The 19677-nt window shown below is 60.3% G+C and carries 11 protein-coding genes and 2 tRNA genes; 8 read left to right on the plus strand and 5 right to left on the minus strand.

Annotated elements, in window-relative coordinates:
• Positions 1 to 160: 160 nt before the first annotated feature.
• Genes ACO056_RS05680 through ACO056_RS05690 form a run of 3 tightly spaced genes read right to left on the minus strand, consistent with a single transcriptional unit; the run spans position 161 to position 4067 of the window.
• On the minus strand, positions 161 to 1453 hold the full coding sequence (locus ACO056_RS05680; RefSeq protein WP_421853098.1) for an O-antigen ligase domain-containing protein: 1293 nt from the start codon (positions 1451 to 1453) through the stop codon (positions 161 to 163).
• Entirely contained in the window at positions 1408 to 2823 is a 1416-nt protein-coding gene (locus tag ACO056_RS05685) for a hypothetical protein (RefSeq protein WP_421853101.1), read from the minus strand. Before ACO056_RS05685 ends, ACO056_RS05680 begins: the two co-directional genes overlap by 46 nt.
• Positions 2820 to 4067 (minus strand): polysaccharide biosynthesis/export family protein, encoded by a 1248-nt coding sequence (locus ACO056_RS05690; protein WP_421853105.1) that lies wholly within the window; start codon positions 4065 to 4067, stop codon positions 2820 to 2822. Before ACO056_RS05690 ends, ACO056_RS05685 begins: the two co-directional genes overlap by 4 nt.
• Before the next feature lie 281 nt (positions 4068 to 4348).
• Between ACO056_RS05690 and ACO056_RS05695 the strand changes: the two genes are divergently transcribed.
• Together ACO056_RS05695 and ACO056_RS05700 are read left to right on the plus strand one after the other, a co-directional pair.
• Positions 4349 to 5776 (plus strand): sigma-54-dependent transcriptional regulator, encoded by a 1428-nt coding sequence (locus ACO056_RS05695; RefSeq protein ID WP_421853108.1) that lies wholly within the window; start codon positions 4349 to 4351, stop codon positions 5774 to 5776.
• A complete protein-coding gene (locus tag ACO056_RS05700; protein ID WP_421853110.1) occupies positions 5773 to 9033 on the plus strand; it encodes a PAS domain S-box protein in 3261 nt (1086 codons plus the stop codon). The genes ACO056_RS05695 and ACO056_RS05700 overlap by 4 nt, the downstream gene beginning before the upstream one ends.
• A gap of 31 nt (positions 9034 to 9064) precedes the next feature.
• Here ACO056_RS05700 and ACO056_RS05705 read toward each other — a convergent pair.
• Positions 9065 to 9138: transfer RNA gene (locus ACO056_RS05705), tRNA-Gly, on the minus strand.
• Between the two features lie 189 nt (positions 9139 to 9327).
• Here ACO056_RS05705 and ACO056_RS05710 point away from each other — a divergent pair.
• From ACO056_RS05710 to ACO056_RS05720, 3 genes are all read left to right on the plus strand, one after another.
• A tRNA-Thr gene (locus ACO056_RS05710) sits at positions 9328 to 9403 on the plus strand.
• A 255-nt stretch (positions 9404 to 9658) separates the two neighbouring features.
• Positions 9659 to 10894: a tyrosine-type recombinase/integrase gene (locus ACO056_RS05715; protein WP_421853113.1), complete on the plus strand. Its 1236-nt coding sequence runs from the start codon at positions 9659 to 9661 to the stop codon at positions 10892 to 10894.
• 443 nt (positions 10895 to 11337) lie between these two features.
• Entirely contained in the window at positions 11338 to 11490 is a 153-nt protein-coding gene (locus ACO056_RS05720; protein WP_421853116.1) for a hypothetical protein, read from the plus strand.
• 72 nt (positions 11491 to 11562) lie between these two features.
• On the opposite strand, the gene ACO056_RS05725 is transcribed toward ACO056_RS05720, so the two are convergent.
• On the minus strand, positions 11563 to 11913 hold the full coding sequence (locus ACO056_RS05725; protein WP_421853119.1) for a hypothetical protein: 351 nt from the start codon (positions 11911 to 11913) through the stop codon (positions 11563 to 11565).
• Between the two features lie 981 nt (positions 11914 to 12894).
• On the opposite strand from ACO056_RS05725, the gene ACO056_RS05730 reads away from it, so the two are divergent.
• The 3 genes from ACO056_RS05730 (at position 12895) to ACO056_RS05740 (ending at position 19590) form a co-directional block, all read left to right on the plus strand.
• A complete protein-coding gene (locus ACO056_RS05730) occupies positions 12895 to 17814 on the plus strand; it encodes a DEAD/DEAH box helicase (RefSeq protein ID WP_421853122.1) in 4920 nt (1639 codons plus the stop codon).
• 73 nt (positions 17815 to 17887) lie between these two features.
• Positions 17888 to 18508 (plus strand): hypothetical protein, encoded by a 621-nt coding sequence (locus ACO056_RS05735; RefSeq protein WP_421853125.1) that lies wholly within the window; start codon positions 17888 to 17890, stop codon positions 18506 to 18508.
• 23 nt (positions 18509 to 18531) lie between these two features.
• Positions 18532 to 19590 (plus strand): ImmA/IrrE family metallo-endopeptidase, encoded by a 1059-nt coding sequence (locus ACO056_RS05740; protein ID WP_421853128.1) that lies wholly within the window; start codon positions 18532 to 18534, stop codon positions 19588 to 19590.
• Positions 19591 to 19677 lie beyond the last annotated feature (87 nt).

Raw genomic sequence — 19677 nt, forward strand, 5'->3', positions numbered from 1 at the left:
GTTCTCGAGGCCAAACGGCACATCCCAAACTGGTTAAGCAAATCACATGCCATATGGCGGGCCGGGCTAATGTAGCGGGAATGGGCGAGTTTTCGGGCGCGATCGTTGCATTTTGGGAGAGCGGTCTTTGCAAAATGCAATGAACTATGCATTTTGCAAATCACGACGCGGCCTCGCCGGGCGCGCCGTGGGTGCTCTGGAGGCGCAGGGCGATGCCCAGCGCCAACAGCGCCGGCCATGAGATATAGACCAGAACCTCAAGGTTCTCGCCGAAGCTGTAGAGCCAGTACGTGAGGCTCATCGACAGCGCGAGCCGCCCGTAGCGCCCCCGTGCCGCGGCCGAGACGCAGCCGATCAGCGAGGAGACCATGGGAATGCCCAGAGCAATGACGCCCAGCAGGCCCTTGACGTAGAGCAGGCCGTACCAGCTGTGATGGCTGCCGATCGGCATGTATTCGACCAGATGGGGGCCGCGTTCGACAATCCCGTGGCCGAACCAGTAGGCTTCGTGCTGCCACCGCTCCACCGCGATGCGGCCGAGGGTTGCGCGTACACGAGATGAGGATGCACGCGCGCCGTTGAAGCTGCTCGAGGCCTGCTCGCTGAGCGCCGCAAGCTGCGGCAGGAGCCAGCTCGCCACCAGCGTAACCGGGGCCAGCGCAAACCAGGTGTGCGCTCTCCCGAGCTTTCCGGCCAGCGCGGCGAGGGGGATGATGATCGCCAGCGCGACCAGCGCCATGCGCGATTGCGAAAGGAGCGCCATCAGCACGCTCGCCGAATAGCCGGTCCAGCGCCACGGCGCAGAGCGTTCCTCCCGCGCAATCAGGAAGTGGATCATCGCGACCATCCCTGCTGCCGGAGACCAGGGGGCGAAGAACTGCCAGCGCGGAGTACCGATCTCGGGGTCGATCGTATAGAGCACCACGGCGAAGAATTCGTCGCTGGCGCCGCCGAGGACCTTGAGGGGCGAAACCCACAGGATCGACGGCAGATGGATGAAAGGCGCGGCCAGGAACAGCGGCATCAGGACCATCGTCTGGAGGCCCAGACGGCAGACCGCGCGCGCCAGCACGCTCAGCCGGATCGGCAAAGCGTAGCCCGCGAACGGGAAGAGCCCGAGCAAGGCCCAGCCCTTCGCCCAGCCGACTGCCGACTTGACCGTCTGCGCACCGCCAAGGCTGAACTCGGCATGCGCGACAAGCAGGATCACCAGCATCGCTGCCATGCCGAGCAGCCAGGCCCATACCTGGATCGGCAGGGGACCGGGCCGCTCGGCCTCGGGCAGGGCAGGGGCCAGATAGCAGGCACGCGCCGCCATGATGGCCAGCGCCCAGCCCAGCAGGGGGCCGGCCATGTAGAGCCCGCCGACCAGCCAGAGCCAATAGCTCCCGCCGATCGTGAAGGCGATCAGGCGTTCTGCAGCATTCGGCGCAGGATCGGTTGGCGGAGCCATAGGAGTCCAAAGGCAAGGAGGGTCATGATGGTCGCCGCGAGCGCGCCGGCCAGAGCAATGATCGCCGAAGGGCTTGAAGGCGCCTTGGGCAGCGAAGGCGCGGCCAGCACCTGCACCAGCGGGTAGGACGCGAAGGGGTCCTGCTTGTTGGTATCGAGCCGGGCCAGTGCAGAGGAGAAAACCGCTTCGGTCACGCGCTGGTCGCGCTGGAGATCGGCCAGTTGCTGCGCCAGCAGGATCCATTGCGGCGCATCGGCACGCGCCCGCGCCAGATCGCCATGGAGCTCGGCAAGCGCACTGCGCGAACCTGCGGCCTGCGCGTCGCTGGCGCTCATTGCCTGCATCAGCGTCGAGCGGCCATCGCCAAGCTGCAGATCGGTCTGGCGCAGCAGTGCCTGTTCGGAAAGGCCGGTCAGTTCCTGCCCGCGACGCACCAGCGCGGCGCGCAGCTGTGCACTTTCCGCATCGGCCTGGGCCCGCGCGCTGTGCTGGGGGCCAAGCGTACCGGCCTTGAGCTGTGCATCCGCGTTGGCAGCGGCATAACGCTGAGCGAGTTCGGCAAAGATCGGATCGCCCTTCAGGCGCATGATCACGTTGGCGCCGCCGGGGCTGGCGCCGAGCGTACCCGACAGGCGCGAGGCTGTGCCGCCCTGGATGCGCATCTGCACGCGCAGATCGCGTTCCTTGTCACGCAGCGTATCGACCGAGGCAATCCGGCTGTTGAACTGCTCGAGCGTGGCCAGGCCATGGCTGGCCTGGAACTCGATCAGCTTGCGCTGCGCCGCTTTCACTTTGTCGGAAAGCTCGCTCAGATGCGCCAGATCGCTCTCCTCGCGCTTCTTGGCCTCGTCCGCACGCAGCGCGGAGAGCTCCTCGACGAAGGCCTGCTGCAACGCCATCGCGCGGCGATGCGCGCCCTCGGCACTGCGCGCCGTGATGCTGATCGAGATGAGGTTGGTCTGGTCGACCAGTTTGATGGTCGGCACCGGGAAGGTGTCCTCGTTCTCGTGCGCAATGCGCGCGGCGGCCCGCAGGGTGACGTCGGCCGTCAGCAGCTGCTTGTAGTTCTCGGTCGGGCTCAGTGTCGGGCTGGAAAAGGCGGACGCGCTTGTGCCCTGCGCCTGTCCGATCGATTCCACGTTGATCGAGCTGCCGGAGCCCGATCCGGGCAGGATCAGGCTGAACTGGCTCGTATAGCTGCGCGGAACGGCGATCAGATAAACGGCCGTCAGGATCCAGATGGAAGCGATTACGGGGCCGATGATCGTGAAGTAGCGGCGATAGCGGCCCACCGAAGGCAATCCGTCGCGGACAATGCCCCAGATCCGGACAAGGCGCCGGTCGGCATGGATTTTCCGGGCGATGTTCATGGCTTGAGGTTCTTCGCCAGAACCGCCGGACCGAGCAGATTGCCGGCGACGCCCACTGCATCGACGATTGTCATCGCCGTGCTGTCATAGCAGGCGATCGCATCGCCGGGCATCAGGTAGGGATCGACTTCGTCGCGATCGGCATCGCGGACAAGGGCTTCGACTTTCCGGGCGATCACCACGGAATGGCCGCTCACGGGATTGCGCGAGATCAGCACTGCGCTGCGCCCGGCGTTGAGCGCCGAGCCGCCGATGCAGTTGGCTGCGATCAGGCCCTGCAGAAAGCGCGTGCCATATGGCAGGCTGGTCGCATCCTTGCCGATAGCGGACGAAGCATTGCTGGCCGCGGGGCGCGAGAGGTTCGACATGTAGACGCGGATGCCGGGTGCTGTGACCGGGCTCGGGCGGACCAGCTTCTGCTGGAAGCAGCCCTTCGAGGGAATGATGATCCGGTCCCCGCGGGCGAGCTGCGGATCGACCGGCAGACCGCCGGTGCCGTCGCTGCCTTCCACGCCGCCCAGCACCGGGCTGAGGTCGATCCGGGCATAGCGGTCGCCGCGCACGAGGTAGACGGCATCGAGCGCCGCATCCGGCCGCAGTCCGCCCGCAGCCCGGATGGCGGTCGCCAGCGATCGGCCATTGTTGAAATCGCCCAGCGCAGGGTTGGCAACAGTCGTGGCGCGCGCATCGTTGGAACGGTCGCCCGCGGTGATCACGCCCGGCTCGAACACCGCGCCTTCGACCGAAACCGCAACGCCGGCGCGCTCGGTGGCAACAAGGCGGATGTTGTTGACGATGTCGCGGATCAGGCCCGCCGCGACGAGCCTGCCGCGCACTTCATCCGAAACGGCGGCGCTGCTGCGTCCGGCCGCCATGATTGCGCCGATCCCGTTGATCGTCAGACTGCCGTTCGCCGCGATCACATAGTCGTGCGAGAGCACATCCTTGTCGCCGCTGACATCGAGCCGCAGACGATCGCCGGAGCCCAGAACATCGGGAAGCGCGGCGAGGGACTCGGCCGGCTCAGCCGTCAACGTGCCGAGTGCGGCAGGCAGCAGCGGGGTCAGGCAGCGATCCGTGCTGGCGGTTTCCTGCAGGCGCTGGGTGGGCTGATACTGGGCACCGGCCACATTGCGGGGCGTCGGCATGGTGGCGCACCCGCTGGTCAGGGCGAGCACCAGCATCGCGGCAATTCGCGGGGAGCGCGCCGTGCGGGTGAGTGAAGGACGAAGCATCAGGGACATGGGAATCTCCGGGGGTTTGCCTCACCATGGCAATCCCTGTGCCAGTTCCCGGAAACTGGCAGAAATCCGCTCATTTGGCCGAATGCGCGCCGATTCCCGTTTTGCAACCGCGCTTCGTTCGCATTTTGCAAAGGCACGGATTCGCATTTTGCAAAGATTAATATTCGCGAAATGCGAACGAAGTGCTAAGGATAAGCCCGTATGCTGCCGTTCATGCCTTTCGAGACTTGGCACGCATCCTGCTTAGTTGCGCCGGAAACCTTCAAACTCTGGTACCGTCCATGACACGCAAGCGCATCCTGATCGTCGAAGACATTCCCGCCCTCGCTCTGATGTACGCAGGTCATCTGGAGAAGGCTGGCTATGAGGCGGTCGTAGTCGATACGGGCGCCGCGGTCCTGCGTGCGCTGGCGAACGGGGAGGCGTTCAGCGCCCTGCTGCTCGATCTCCAGCTGCCCGATATCGACGGTCTGGAACTGCTGCGCAGCAATGTCGATCTGCTCGCGAAGCAACCGGTGATCGTGGTGACCGCAGACGGTTCGCTATCACGCGCGATCGAGGCCATGCGGCTCGGCGCCTATGATTTTCTGGTCAAGCCCCTGGCTGCCAAGCGCCTGCTTGCCGTTGTCGCCAGCGCGATCGAGGCCGGTCCGACGATTGTGGACGTTGCCCCCGCGCAATCGGCCGATCCCCGCTTGCCGGTCGCCACGCCGGGCGGCTTCGTCGGCAGTTCGGGTGTCATGCGCGAGATCTACCGGCAGATCAGCTGCATCGCCCGCAGCCGCGCGACGGTGCTCATCACCGGGGAGAGCGGGACCGGCAAGGAAGTCTGTGCCGATACGATCCACCGCGAATCCGGGCGCAGCGGCGGGGCATTCATTGCCATCAACTGCGGTGCGATCCCCGAGAACCTGCTCGAATCCGAACTGTTCGGCCACGTGAAGGGCTCGTTCACCGGCGCGGTCAGCGATCGCATCGGTGCCGTCCAGGCCGCGCACAAGGGCACCCTGTTCCTCGACGAAGTGTGCGAAATGGCGCTGCCGCTGCAGGTGAAGCTGCTGCGCTTCCTGCAGACCGGCACGGTCCAGCGGGTCGGCACCAGCAGGGTGGATGAAGTGGACGTGCGCATCGTTTGCGCCACCAACCGCGATCCGCTGCGCGAAGTGGCCGAAGGGCGTTTCCGCGAGGATCTCTACTATCGCCTCGCGGTGGTGCCGGTTCACATGCCCCCCTTGCGCGATCGCGGCGACGACATCACCGAACTGGCCGAGACGTTTCTCCAGCGTTTCTCGCGCGAGGAAGGAAAGCACTTCGGTCCGCTGGGACCGGCGCAACTGGCGGCGCTCAAGGCCTATCGCTGGCCTGGCAACGTGCGCGAACTGCAGAACGTCCTGCGGCGGGCGGCTGTGCTGTTGGACGGCCCGGACCTGCCACTCGCGGCGCTTCCGTCCGAACCGGGCGCGCCACCGGCGCCGCCTGCTCCCGCGCCCTTGTCCGCCGCGACCGCGCAAGGTGCTGCTCCGCCGCAGCCTGACCTTGCCGCGGCCTTTCGCGGCATGACGCTCGACGAGATCGAGCGGCTTGTCATCACCCGCGCGATCGAAGACGCCGCCGGCAGCTTGCCCACCGCCGCGAGGATGCTGGGGGTGAGCGCATCGACACTCTACCGCAAGCGTGAGAGGTGGGCGTCGGCCGGCGAGGCTGCATGACCCTCGCTGCGGGCGAAACCTCGATGAACAAGGCGCAATGGGCCCGTGACGGGTTCATTGTGCTCATCTCCCTGCTCGAAGCGAAGTTCGTCCTCCCTCATCCCAATGCGCTGACCGTCATGCTCGTGCCGTCGATCATGCTGGCGGCGGTGTTTGCCCTCGAGTGGCCGAGGCAGTGGCGGCAGCTTCCGCGCATGCTGCTCGCCTCGCTGATCGGTCTCATGCTGGGCGGTGTCCCCCTCGCAACTTCGGCTGTCGCGGCGGTGCTGGCCGGCTTGCAGGCCGTGATCGGCGGCACCGCTCTCAAGCAACTCGCGCCCGACGGTCTCGATCTGACGCGGCCCGATGCGGTGCTGAAGCTTGGCATCGTGGCCACGCTGATTGCGCCCTTGTTCAGCCTGGTTTTCACCGTCTTCATGCTGTCGCTGGGGGGAAGCGGCCCGGCGTCTGCCACCCTCCACCCGCCCGCCCAGCTTTTGGACCTCGCGAACGCCCATGCCTTCCGCTGGGTCCTGCCGAATGCCATCGGCATCGTGATCGCCACGCCCATCTTTCTCGGGCTGCTGGGGGAGCGGTCATTGCGCGTCTCGGGGCTGCTGACGCGCCGGCGGATCGCGGGCTACGCTGCTGTTGCCGCGCTCACCGTTGTGGTCTTTCTGAGCGGAGGGCACGCCTACATATTCTTTGTGTGCCCCGCCCTGGTCTGGGTCAGCGTCTCGCTGGGCATCCGTGATACTGCAGCCGCCCATCTGCTTTCGATCCTGATCGCAACGGTGGCGGTGGCGAGCGGAAATGGCCCGGCCGACGTTCTGGCGATCGCGCCTGCGGGCCGGTACCTGTTCATCGAGACGGCCTATCTGTGCTGCTACGGCTGCCTCCTGCCAATCGCAGCCTCGATGGAAGCCCGCCGCCGGCTGGAGCAGGAACTGGCGCAGACCCTGGCCTTCACGTCAGAGATCCTCCACAACATGCAGGAGGTCGTGTTCCGCACCGATGCCACAGGGCGCTGGACGTTCCTGAACCCGGCCTGGGAAGCGATGACCGGCTTTGCAGTGGCGGAAACGCTGGAGGGATCAGGCCCGGCGGTGCTCGACCTCGCCGATATCGTCGACGAACTGGTCCGCGCGCCGCAATCGCATGAGGGCGAAGGCGATGAACTGCGCACGCATCGCAGCTTTGTCCGGCGCGATGGCGAGGTGCGCGACGCCGACATCAGCATCCGCAAGATCAACACGCCGGACGGACGGTTTGAAGGCATCGCGGGCAGCATTCGCGACGTGTCCGACCAGATGCGCTACGTCGTCGCGCTCGAGGCCAGCGAGCAGCGCTTCCGCCAGCTGTGCGACACATCGCCGATCGGTATTCTGCGCGGCGACCGCAACGGCCTGATCACTTACGTCAACCAGCGCATCGAACTGCTTGTCATGGCGCCGGCCGCATCGATCATCGGCAAGCCGTGGGTCGAAGTACTCGGCCTCGACCAGACCCAGGCGATCGAACAGATCAATCGCTCACTGATGACTCCGGGCGCCGTGTTCGAGAACGAGATCAACTACGTCGATCGCGCCGGGCTCAAGCGGTGGCTGACTTTCACCGCGACGGGCGAGTTCGAGAATGGCTCCCGGCTGAGCGGCTATATCGCGGCGGTGACGGACGTGACCCAGCGCAAGGCGAGCGACCTTGAACTGGCCAACCGCACCCGCGAGCTGCGCCTGGTGACCGAGAACATCAACGACATGGTGTTCCGCATCGGGCTTGACGGCCAGTGCCTCTACGTGACGCCCTCGGTGCGTCAGGTGCTTGGCTACGATCCTGCCATGCTCGTGGGCATGCCGGCGCTGATCCGCATTCATCCCGAAGATATCGAGGATGTCCGCGCCCGGTTCGACCAGCTCCTCCACGGGAAAGTCGATAATCTCAGCGTGGCCTACCGGGTCTGGCATGCATCGAAGGACATGGGATACCGGTGGCTTGAGGCCAACTGCCGGCTGCTGCGCAACCGGAAGGGCAAGCCGCACGAGATCGTGGCCTCGGTACGCGACATCACCGCGCGCAAGCTGCTCGAAACCGATCTCATCGAGGCGCGCCGCCGCGCCGAACAGGCGGCTGCAACGAAGAGCGCGTTTCTGGCCAACCTGAGCCATGAGATCCGCACGCCGATGAACGGCGTGATCGGCCTCTCGGAACTGTTGCTGGATCATCCGCTGGACGAGGCCAGCCGCAATTACGTCCGGCTGATCTCCGAATCCGGCGCGACCATGATGAAGCTGCTCAACGACATTCTGGACATCGCCAAGATCGATTCAGGGCGGCTGCAACTGTCGGCCGAGCCGTTCGACCTGCACGATTGCCTTGCCGATTGCATGAGCCTGATGACCGCAAGCGCGGTCGGCAAACGGCTGGCACTGAACCTCGATATCGCCCCCGAAGTGCCGCGATGCTTCAACGGGGACAGCCTGCGGCTGCGCCAGATCCTGGCCAACCTGATCGGAAATGCAGTCAAGTTCACCGAAACGGGGCAAGTCCGGCTTTCCGCCAGGACCGACGGAGACGAACTGCTCATCTCGGTGGATGATACCGGGATCGGCATTTCGGAAGCGGCGCAGGCCAAGGTCTTCGAAGACTTTGTGCAGGCTGAGGAGAACACCTCCAGCGGGTACGGCGGCACCGGATTGGGCTTGCCGATCTCGCGCCGGATCGCAGAGGCCATGGGCGGTACCCTCACTCTGAGCAGCACGCCCGGCGTCGGTACGACGCTGGTGCTGCGGATCAAACTGAACCTGCCGGACGCTGCAACCGTTGCCACTCGCTCGCCCCCTCCCGCGCCAGCCCTGCCCGCGCTGCCGCCCATGCGCCTGCTGGTGGCCGAGGATGGCCGCACCAATCAGATGATCGTGACCGCCATGCTGGAGAAGCTGGGGCATCATGTCGAACTGGCGCAGACCGGCGAGGAGGCGATTGCAAAGGTTCACGAGGCGATTGACGCGAACCAGCCTTTCGCTGCGGTGCTGATGGATATCCAGATGCCGGGGATGGACGGCATGACCGCCACCCGCCTGCTGCGGCAAAGCGGGATCACCGCGGACATGCTCCCGATCGTTGCGCTCACCGCGAACGGCTATCAGGAAAGCGTCGACGCCTGCCTCGCCGCCGGGATGCAAGGGCACCTCGTCAAACCCGTCCGCAGCGCGGAAATCGCTGCCGAACTGGCAAAGGTCGCAAGCCCTGAGAGGATCAGCCTGCCTTCCCTGCAGTAACGCTGCAATCCGGGCCAGGCACGGGCAAGATTGGAGCGGGTGAAGGGAATCGAACCCTCGTATTCAGCTTGGGAAGCTGCTGCTCTACCATTGAGCTACACCCGCGCTCGGCCAGCCGCGGTTAGAACGGACCATTGCCTGTGGCGAACGCCGGAGCCGCGTATGGCGGCATCGCTGGCGCGCATCAAGCCCCTTTAACGGGGCCCACAACCACATGGCGCACGAATTCTCGCGATAAATCCCATTGCCTAGCGCCCGCCCCATAGCTAAAGCGCCCGCCTGCCCACAAGGCACGCCGCTTTAGCTCAGTCGGTAGAGCACATCATTCGTAATGATGGGGTCAGAGGTTCGAATCCTCTAAGCGGCACCACCTTTTCCCTTGAAAATCAGTCATTTATCACTTCGCTTTTGATGGTGGAGTTGGACCAGATTCATGACGTGCTGGCGATTGGACCACTTTCTGTCGGATTTTTGCCAGCAGAGCGGGACAGCGCGGCGCGCCGCGTTAGTTGGACCAGTGCATTGGACCACTTTCTGAACGCGTCAAAAGTGGTCCAACGGCTCTGATCTGGTCCAACGCAGATCAATAATGCGCGACTCATCGAGCCCGATTATGGTGGCAACGATGAAGCTCACAGACACGATTTTGAAAAGGACGAAGCCACAGGTTCGCTATCGCGATTTTGCCGACGAGGGGACCGGCATCACCGCGCGAATCAAATCGAATGGCGACGTGCTGTTCATTTGGCGCGGCCTGCGCGAAGGCGTTCGCACCAAGGTGCAGATCGGCACCTTTCCTGAGATGTCCGTGATCGAAGCCCGGTCGATTGCGCAGGCGATGAAATCCGATGCGAAGAAGGCAGAGTTTAAGCCCGTGCCTCGCGCTTCTATCGTGCCGGAACTGCTGCGGCGCACCACGGTCAACGATGCCTTCGATCGCTATATGAAGGTTCACGCGGTCAATCTCGCCTCTGCGGACAACATCAGGGGCATCATGGAAAAGCGCATTCTGCCCACCTACGGCAAGCGCGATCTCAAGAGCATCACGAGCCGGGAACTGAACGCGCACTTCGAAGCGATGTTGGACGATTACCCGGGAGCGGGGATCAACAAGGTGCTGATCTTCACCAAGGGGTTTTTGAACTGGTGCGTGGCGAAGGATGAGATCGATTTCTCACCCGCTGCGAAGATCAAACCGCTTCGCCCCACCAAGGCGCGGGATCGAGCGCTTGAAGGTCGCGAGCTTGGCTATCTGCAACTCGCCATCGAAGAGATGGGCGCATACCGTGATCCGTTGATGCTCGCGCTCCATACCGTGTTGCGCAAGGACAACCTCATATCGCTGCAATGGGGCCAAGTGGTGGAGACCGGTGAAGGCATGGAAATCCGGCTCGCTGATAGCAAGGCGGGTATTCCGGTGATCCGGTGGCTCACGACATCGGCGCAACGCTGCATCCCACCACGGCCAGAGAATGCCCTCGATACCGATCCTGTGTTCGCGGTGCGCACCTGTGGCAGCAACACGCAGAACAAGCTGCGAAAGCTCACCGGGAAACATGCAAAAACGGACAAGCGGGCCATCGATCCGTTCGTGATCCATGATTTTCGTGCCTCAGCGAAGACCTATCTCGAATATGAACAGGGGCACAATCGGATCAAATATAGCGATAATGCCTGCGAGGTATTTTTGCAGCACAAGCTACGCGGAGTTTCGAACGTCCATGACAACAAGTATAGATATTATCAGGATTGCAAAGAACTGGCTATCCATTGGTCTGCTCATTTGGATGATTGCTTAGCCGTTGCTCGCGCCAAATCCGAACGAGATCGACCGTCAGTCGGCAAAGTCGAGGCATCATGAGAGAAAGATACTGCAACATCTCCTCGACTCAGGCATAATAGGTTCATCACAGTCAATGAAGGTCATGATGGAATCTAAGTATCTAAACAGAAGTGAGTTGGCTAAGTATATCCGGTGCGGTATTACCAAGGTGAACGAACTACGACGCAAGAGGTTGTTGCCCGCACCGATGATCGTTGGTGGAACACCGCTCTGGTCAATCGATGAAGTTGACGCATTTCTGGTCAGCAACTGTCGAGCGCCATATTAGACTTTGATCGAGCAAGCATTCAACAGGCGTGAAGTGGGGCTGAGGATAACGCCAAGTGATTTGTGATCCTGCCTAAAGCTTTGGAGATTGCGCTTCCTTCAATGCAGACCACCAGCCTGCCTCCACCGGATCGACCATCTCCATGGTCTGATTGCCGGGCGATCCTCGGGATCGCTCGGGATCGCTCGGGACGATGATGCCGCAGATGCCGCAGATGCCGCAGATGCCGCAGATGCCGCAGATGCCGCAGATGCCGCAGATGCCGCAGATGCCGCAGATGCCGCAGATGCCGCAGATGCCTCGATGGTATCGTCGCGTCCGGCGAGGACATGGCCGCAAAATCTGATGCAGGTTCGTATGGCCTTATGGGATCAGTTTGCCGCTGCACGTCAAGAGGCAGGACCAAACATCGTCGGGTCTACACGGCAAGCCGGAGGAGCACCTTGTCGTCTTCGCTGACTGGCAAATGCTGGATAATCGCAACCTTGTTGGCTTGCGCAATCGGGAGCCAGTGAAACAGCATACCGAGTTCGCCATCGGCAAAAACCGAAACTGGGCTCGTCGAACAGTTGCAGGAATACCATCCCGGGAAGACTGCCGCGAAGTGGAAATCGGCAGAGACGGCTTCGAAGATGCCAGCAGAGAACTCCGCATCTTTGCGGCTCAAACACGCCAGCCCATTCAAGCAGATATTGCCCTTGTTCTGCTCTGATGCTATCATGAGTTCAGATAGTCCGAAGTAATATTTGAGATTTATTGAAATAATCATAAGATATTTATCGAAAATATTATTGCAAAATCGATCGAATCCGGTTATAAATAGATCAAATACTATCCAAAGGCGTAAGCCTGATTGTTGATGTGCTCGATGGACTTTGTAGGTGGTCGCTGAATAATCGATCTGCCATGTTCCGGGAAGGTGCGAGAGGGGATAGCTCGACCGGGAAGTTGGTGCCGGTTCGCCTTTGAGCGGAAAAAAGAGTCAACGAAAAGACGGGAGCCCAGACATGCGCTGTCTACTCCCGGCTCGTGTTCGATCAGCGTCAACTGTATATCGGCACGGGTGCGCAGCTATATGCTGCAACCGTTTAGGTCTCTCACATCACCCCCTTGGAAGAGGGGATTACCCAGCGCTCAACCGAGCGAGGATGAAATATACTGGCGAAGGAGTGATGGAAGCCTGATAGACGGGCCTAATGGCAGGGTCTCGGGAAACCACCTGTCCGCCTTAAGAAGCGTAAAGCCCGACACAACAGTCGTCGAACCTCCAAAGGATGATGATCTCTCTATCCCCCCTCGGGTCTAAATGAAAAACTTTCTTTTGGATTCGAGGGGGGAGATAGAGTTGTGTCTTTCTCAAAGGATGATGATATCGAATACTATATAATACCTATTTCTCAAATCGACATGAGAGTTTCGGGTGTTAATCTTTGCCCGCATATGTGCGGGTTAAGATTAACGATTGAAACTTGAAATGTCAGCAGTCATGATTGCAGGCACGAGATAGTGCATGCAATGCACTCATCGAGTGGATGCATGAATGACTTGCTTCTTACAATCGGCAGCGCTCAAGATGTATCAACGGCAATCGGCATTCCAAATGGGCTAAGTGCAAGAAATGGCTAAAGCTTATGTCCGACATGGGCCGATCGGGTTCCTTGCCGAATGATGGGGATGGAGATCACGCCCACACTGACACGAGCAAGGTTCTTGGCTACATCCATCCCCCTGAGTTTGGGGGGAAGTGCCTTTGTCCGGTTCCATTCGTGATCTGCTCGCCCGCTACCGCGATGGTGCCAAAAGCCAGCGGGAGAAGGGCACATACTTCGAGCGGCTCTGCGTTGAGTTTCTCAAGCACGACCCCGAAATGGCCCAGCAATATGAGGATGCGTGGTCCTTCCGCGAGTGGGCAGAGGCGCGCGGCATCAAGCAAACCGACACCGGCATCGATCTCGTTGCCAAGCTTCGGGATGATGGTGGCTTCTGCGCGATCCAGTGCAAGTTCTACGCCGCCGATCACCACATCCAGAAGTCGGACATCGATTCGTTCTTCACCGCCTCGGGCAAGGCTCCCTTCACTCGCCGACTGATAATCGACACGACCGATGTTGCGTGGAGCCGCAACGCCGAGGATGCCCTTGATGGGCAAAATATCTCGACGACCCGGATTAGCATGGAACGGCTCGAACAGAGCCCGATCGACTGGCGGATATACCTCGCCGACGATCGGATCGTTCTTGCGCCAAAGAAGGATGTGCGGCCCCACCAGCGGGACGCAATGGACGCAGTTCGCAGTGGGCTCGCGACGGCGGATCGTGGCAAGCTCATCATGGCGTGCGGCACCGGCAAGACGTTCACCGCGCTCAAGATCGCCGAAGACCTTGCCGGTCCCGGCAAATATGTCCTGTTCCTCGTCCCATCGCTCGCCCTGATGAGCCAGACGGTGCGGGAGTGGTCGATCGATACCGCCACTCCGCTGCGCGCATTCGCGGTATGCTCGGATGCGCAGGTGGGTAAGCACAACAAGGGCAAAGACGACATCGGCGACATCGATGTCCACGATCTCGCCCATCCAGCGACCACCGATCCGGCCAAGCTCGCTGCCAAGGCAAATGCCCCGGCACCGGATGAGATGACCGTGGTATTTTCCACCTACCAATCGATTCAGGTGATTTCGAACGCCCAGAAGGATCACGGCTTCCCTGAGTTCGATCTCATCGTCTGCGACGAGGCACATCGCACTACCGGTGCGACGCTCGAAGGCGAGGACGAGAGCAACTTCGTCAAAATCCATAATCAGGATTTTATCGCGGGCAGGAAGCGGGTCTACATGACCGCCACGCCCCGAATCTACGGCGACGCCGTGCGATCGAAGGCGAGGGAGGTATCCGCCGAGCTATGCTCGATGGACGATCCCGCGCTCTATGGCGAAACCCTTTTCCAGCGCGGGTTTGGTTGGGCCGTGGAAAACGACCTGCTCACCGACTACAAGGTGATCGTCCTTGCCGTCGATGAGGCGATGGTCAGCACCAGCATCCAGAACCGGCTCAAGGACGAGGACAACGCGCTCAAGCTCGACGACGCAACTAAGATCGTCGGCTGCTACAAGGCGCTGACCAAGGCGGACCTGACCGCCGACGTTGCGACTGACACCGGCCACATGCGCCGGGCGCTCGCATTTTGCCGCGACATCGCCTCGTCGAAACTGGTGCGCGACGAGTTCGCGGCGGTGGTCGAGGAATATCTGTCATCGTCCCCGAGCACCGATGAGGAACCGCAACTGGGATGCGAGGTCCATCACGTCGATGGCACCTTCAACGCCAAGACACGCACCCGGGAACTCGAATGGCTCAAGGCTGAGCACGAGGACCATAGCTGCCGCATCCTGACCAACGCGCGCTGCTTGTCCGAGGGCGTTGATGTGCCCGCGCTCGACGCGATCATGTTCCTTCACCCTCGCAAATCGCAGATCGATGTCGTGCAGTCCGTGGGTCGCGTCATGCGCCGGGCACCCGGCAAGAAGATGGGATACGTCATCCTGCCGGTCGGCATCCCCGCTGGTGTCGCGCCCGAGGAGGCGCTCAACAACAACGAGAAATACAAGGTCGTCTGGCAGATTCTGAACGCCTTGCGTGCGCATGACGAGCGGTTCGATGCCACGATCAACAAGATGGACCTCGGTGTCGATGTGAGCGGCCAGATCGAGGTGATCGCCGTATCCGACAAGCTGCCTACCAAATCGACCAAAGGGGCGAAGAAGCTCGGGCTCGGTCATGGTAGCGCGACGAGCGATGATCACGACCGCGATGGCAGCAGCCAGCCCGTCGAGGGCGTCGAGCAGCTTGCCTTCACGCTTGACGAGTTCACTTCTGCGATCCGGGCCAAGATCGTAAAGAAGTGCGGGCGGCGCGATTATTGGGAGGACTGGGCAGGCGACATCGCCAAGATCGCCCAGACGCACATCACTCGCATCACCGCCATCGTCGAACAGCCGGGATCGAAGGAGCGCGAAGCCTTCGAACGCTTCGTCGCCGAGATCAGGGACGACCTGAACGAAAGCATCAGCGAGTCCGACGCGATCGAGATGCTGGCCCAGCATCTCATCACGCGCCCGGTATTCGAAGCCCTGTTCGAGGGCTACAGCTTCACCAAGAACAACCCTGTTTCCGTGGCGATGGAGACGGTGCTCGATGTGCTGCAAGAGCAGAATCTCGGGAAGGAAGCAGAATCACTGCAACGGTTCTACGAAAGCGTGCGGGTCCGGGCAGCGGGGATCGACAACGCAGCAGGCAAGCAAAAGATCGTCGTCGAGCTATACGACAAGTTCTTCCGCAACGCCTTCCCCCGCATGACCGAACGGCTCGGCATCGTCTACACCCCGGTCGAGGTGGTGGATTTCATCATCCATTCGGTGAACGAGGTGCTCAAGTCTGAGTTCGGCCAGACCCTTGGCAGCAAGGGCGTCCACATCCTCGATCCGTTTACCGGCACGGGCACGTTCATTACGCGGCTTCTCCAATCAGGGCTGATCAAACCCGAGGAACTGGCCCACAAATACACCCAAGAAATCCATGCCAACGAGATCGTTTTGCTCGCCTACTACATCGCAGCGATCAACATCGAGGCAGCGTATCACACCCTTTCGGGTGGCGATTATCAGCCATTCGAGGGCATCTGCCTGACCGACACCTTCCAGCTTCATGAGCAGGAACGCGACCTCATCAGCGATTTGATGCCGGAGAACAGTAATCGGAGAACACGCCAGAAAAAGTTAGATATTCGGGTAATATTTGGAAATCCACCATATTCATCCGGTCAACAAAACGAAACGGACAATAACAAAAACATTTCTTATCCAATACTTGATGACAAAATATCTACCTCCTATGTCGGCGCGTCGTTAAACTCTATGGGAAAAAGTAAGAGCTATGACTCTTACATAAGAGCTATTCGATGGGCAAGTGATCGTATTGGGAAAGATGGCGGGATTATTGGATTTATTACCGGAAGTGCATGGATTGAAAGACCCTTCGCCGATGGTATGAGAAAGTGTCTGTTCGAGGAGTTTTCCGACTTATATGTTTTCCATTTGCGGGGAGACATCAGAAAAAATATTTTGAGCAAAGGTAAGGCGCGAGAAGGCGGCAATATATTTGAGTCGGGCAGCATGACTGGTTCAGCCATATCTATCCTCGTAAAGAATCCTAAAGCAAAATCATCAGGGAATATTCATTTTTTCGACATTGGCGATGACCTAACCACGCAAGAAAAACTTCGAAGCATACAGCGCTATAGTGATATATCGGGAATCGAGCGCGAAGGTTTATGGCGCGCCATTGCGCCGGATTCGCATAATGACTGGATTGATCAACGCGCTGCCGACTTTGAAGATTACATCAAGATCGGAGGCAAGCGCGATAAATCTGAATCGCGGCTTTTTGAAAGCTATTCGATGGGAGTAAAATCCAATCGGGATAGTTGGGTATACAACTTTTCCGACATGGGCCTGAACTTATCCGTTAAATCAATGATCTTGGAATACAACTTGGCGATGGAATCATTTGCTGGAAGGGATATTTCAGAAATCGAGGCCGGTATCGTTAGGGATGAATCCAAGATTAAGTGGACGACCGATATAGTTTCAGCCCTTCAAAAAGGAAGAAATCCAAGAGGGGATAACGCGTCCACGACCAACTCCATTTATCGCCCCTTCTCCAAATGCCGGTGGTTTAACAGTCCTTTGTGGAACTGGACTCGCCACCTGATGCCGAGCTACTTTCCAGATCAAACCTGTGGCAACAAGCTTATTTGCGTTTCAGGTGTCGGCGCGAGAAGTGGGTTTTCTGCGCTTATGGTTAACGAAACTCCCAACCTTCACATGCTGGATACAGGCCAGTGCTTCCCTCGCTTCATTTACGACCAAGATTTTCCTGACGATCGTCAGGGTGATCTGCTGACGGGCGGACAAAGCCCACGGGCCGCCCGAGAACGACATGATGCCATTACCGACGTTGGCCTCGCTCATTTCCAAGCCGCCTACCCCGGCGAAGCGATCACCAAAGACGACCTGTTCTACTACACCTACGGCATTCTGCATTCCGAGGATTACCGGGAGCGCTACGCCGACAATCTGTCCAAGGAGTTGCCGCGCCTCCCCGTGGTGAAGGGCATCGAAAACTTCCGCGCCTTTGTCGATGCAGGTCGAAAGCTGGGCAATCTTCATGTCGGCTACGAAAGCGTCGAGCCCTATCCGATCACCATTGCGCAGGGCGACCTGCGGCTCGCCCAGATCAGCGACCCCGAGGCATTCTACCGCGTCGATCAGATGCGGTTCGCGGGCAAGCGCCCCAAGCTCGACAAGACTTGCGTGCTCTACAACGCCAACATCACCATGACCGGCATCCCGCTCGAAGCTTACGAGTATGTCGTCAACGGAAAGCCAGCCCTCGAATGGGTGATGGAGCGCCAGTGCGTGAAAACCGACAAGGCGAGCGGCATCGTCAACGACGCAAACCGCTACGCCATCGAGACAGTCGGCGACCCCGCGTATCCGCTGCTGCTGTTTCAGCGCATGATCACCGTCAGCTTGGAGACGATGAAAATCGTCCGTGCCCTTCCGTCGCTCGACATCATGCCCGTCGAGCGCCCCCCTGTCAGCGCGTCTGCATAGGTTCTGTATATTCTGAGTTGCTTTTGCAGATTGCGGTGTATATCGTCGGCTCGACTGAAATCGGGAGGTCTGCGTGATCGCTGACATCAATGCCGTTCGCAAAGCGCTGACGCCCTATCACGACAAAATCCACGGGTGCGTGCTCGGCGGCTTCGCTGAATGGCGCGACATGCAAAGCTATCGTGCAACCAAGGGCTACGCCCCCAACCTCTATTCGCGGACCAACTCGAACGACATCTTCGACGCCATCATCCGGCGAGCGATCCCCTTGCTCGGAGCCGAGGACAAGGTGTTTGTGAAACCTGAGGCTCAGACCTGCAAGTTCATCATGGGCGGCGTGGTCGCGCGCATCAAAAAAGCGGGCGACGACGGCCTCGGCTGCAATATCCCGACGCAGGCCGCGATGGCGTTCATGGACGCTGACGGAATGCTGCCGGGTATTCCCCCTGAGGCTGCCAAGATCGAACTGATCTGGGTGCCCAACGCGATCTGGACGCAGGTAGAGCGCGTGCTGGTAGTCGCACGCGACGGGGACCGCCTTCTTTGGGAATATGAGATCATCGCGAGCGCTGGCGAAGGGGTAATCACCCCGCTGGCTCTGACTGGCCCCAACGACCAATCCGGCGACGATCTCGATGGGAGCGATCTGGTCAAGCCGAAGGTGAAACCGCAGGCTAAGCCCGAAACGAAGTAGGCGTCATGTCAACAGTCGGAGACATGCTGCGCTTGGCGCGGCAACGATTGGGATTCACGCAAAAGGCCGCTGCGTCTCAACTTGGCGTCGCGCAGCCAGTCCTATCGCGATTCGAGAACGGCCCTGCGGAGCCGGATGATGGCTTTCTGTGTAAGGCGGCGACGGTCTACGATCTTCCGCGCGCGTTTTTCGACCTCCGCGATCCAGTATACGGTCCACCCGTGAGCGTTCATCCAATGCTGCGCGCGAAAGCCGACATTTCGGCTCGTGATCTCGACATGGTGGTATCTGAGATGAACCTCCGGGTCATGCACGTGCGCCGTTTCTTGGACGCCGTTGATTATGCCCCGACCACCGAACTTCCTTTATTGAGGGTGGATCAATACGAATCCCCCGAACGGATTGCGAGCGTCGTCAGGGCGCACTGGGGTATGCCTTCTGGACCGGTCAAAAACCTTATAGCGTTGGTCGAGCGCTCGGGTGTCATAGTCGGCACCTCTGATTTCAGCGGAGCGTCGATCAGCGGCATGACTTTCCGGGTGCCGGGGCAGCCGCCGCTGGTGTTGCTGAACAGAAACCATCCGGCTGATCGGATGCGGTTCACGCTTGCTCACGAACTCGGTCATCTCGTGATGCACCGCTTTCCGACGCCCGAGATGGAAAACGAAGCGAATGCTTTTGCGTCCGCCTTCCTATTGCCGGAGCGAGAGATGCGAGAAGCATTCGCCGGTCGTCGTATCACACTTGAGCTTCTCGCCGCACTCAAGCCCGAATGGCGTGTCGCGATGCAGTCGCTGCTCATGCGCGCGAAATCGCTCGGCTATCTCAGCGACAACCAGAACCGATACCTTTGGCAGCAAATCAGTTCACGAGGTTGGCGAACGAGGGAACCCGCCGAGTTGGACTTCCCGCACGAGCGACCAACTGTGCTCAGCGCGATCATCAAGGCTCACCTGTCCGACTTGGGATTCACGATGTCGGATATGACGCACCTCGTGCCGTTGCATGAACACGAGTTCGTGAAGATGTATGATCTTGCCGAGGATGCTCCCGCGAAGCCTCGGCTGCGATTGGTGATCTGACTGCCAGCAGAATAGGCCAGCTACGGTCAATCCTCGTTGTTCGACGTCGGGGACAACGCCCCGGGCATTGCGAGCGTGGCTCTGGAA

Source organism: Novosphingobium sp. (assembly GCF_965228995.1).
Lineage (GTDB): Bacteria > Pseudomonadota > Alphaproteobacteria > Sphingomonadales > Sphingomonadaceae > Novosphingobium.

What these genes read in the sequence shown, in the direction of transcription:
- ACO056_RS05680 (WP_421853098.1), bottom strand. Translation starts at nt 1,453, where the DNA reads ATGGCTCCGCCAACCGATCCTGCGCCGAATGCTGCAGAACGCCTGATC.
- ACO056_RS05685 (WP_421853101.1), bottom strand. Translation starts at nt 2,823, where the DNA reads ATGAACATCGCCCGGAAAATCCATGCCGACCGGCGCCTTGTCCGGATC.
- ACO056_RS05690 (WP_421853105.1), bottom strand. Translation starts at nt 4,067, where the DNA reads ATGTCCCTGATGCTTCGTCCTTCACTCACCCGCACGGCGCGCTCCCCG.
- ACO056_RS05695 (WP_421853108.1), top strand. Translation starts at nt 4,349, where the DNA reads ATGACACGCAAGCGCATCCTGATCGTCGAAGACATTCCCGCCCTCGCT.
- ACO056_RS05700 (WP_421853110.1), top strand. Translation starts at nt 5,773, where the DNA reads ATGACCCTCGCTGCGGGCGAAACCTCGATGAACAAGGCGCAATGGGCC.
- ACO056_RS05715 (WP_421853113.1), top strand. Translation starts at nt 9,659, where the DNA reads ATGAAGCTCACAGACACGATTTTGAAAAGGACGAAGCCACAGGTTCGC.
- ACO056_RS05720 (WP_421853116.1), top strand. Translation starts at nt 11,338, where the DNA reads ATGATGCCGCAGATGCCGCAGATGCCGCAGATGCCGCAGATGCCGCAG.
- ACO056_RS05725 (WP_421853119.1), bottom strand. Translation starts at nt 11,913, where the DNA reads ATGATTATTTCAATAAATCTCAAATATTACTTCGGACTATCTGAACTC.
- ACO056_RS05740 (WP_421853128.1), top strand. Translation starts at nt 18,532, where the DNA reads ATGCTGCGCTTGGCGCGGCAACGATTGGGATTCACGCAAAAGGCCGCT.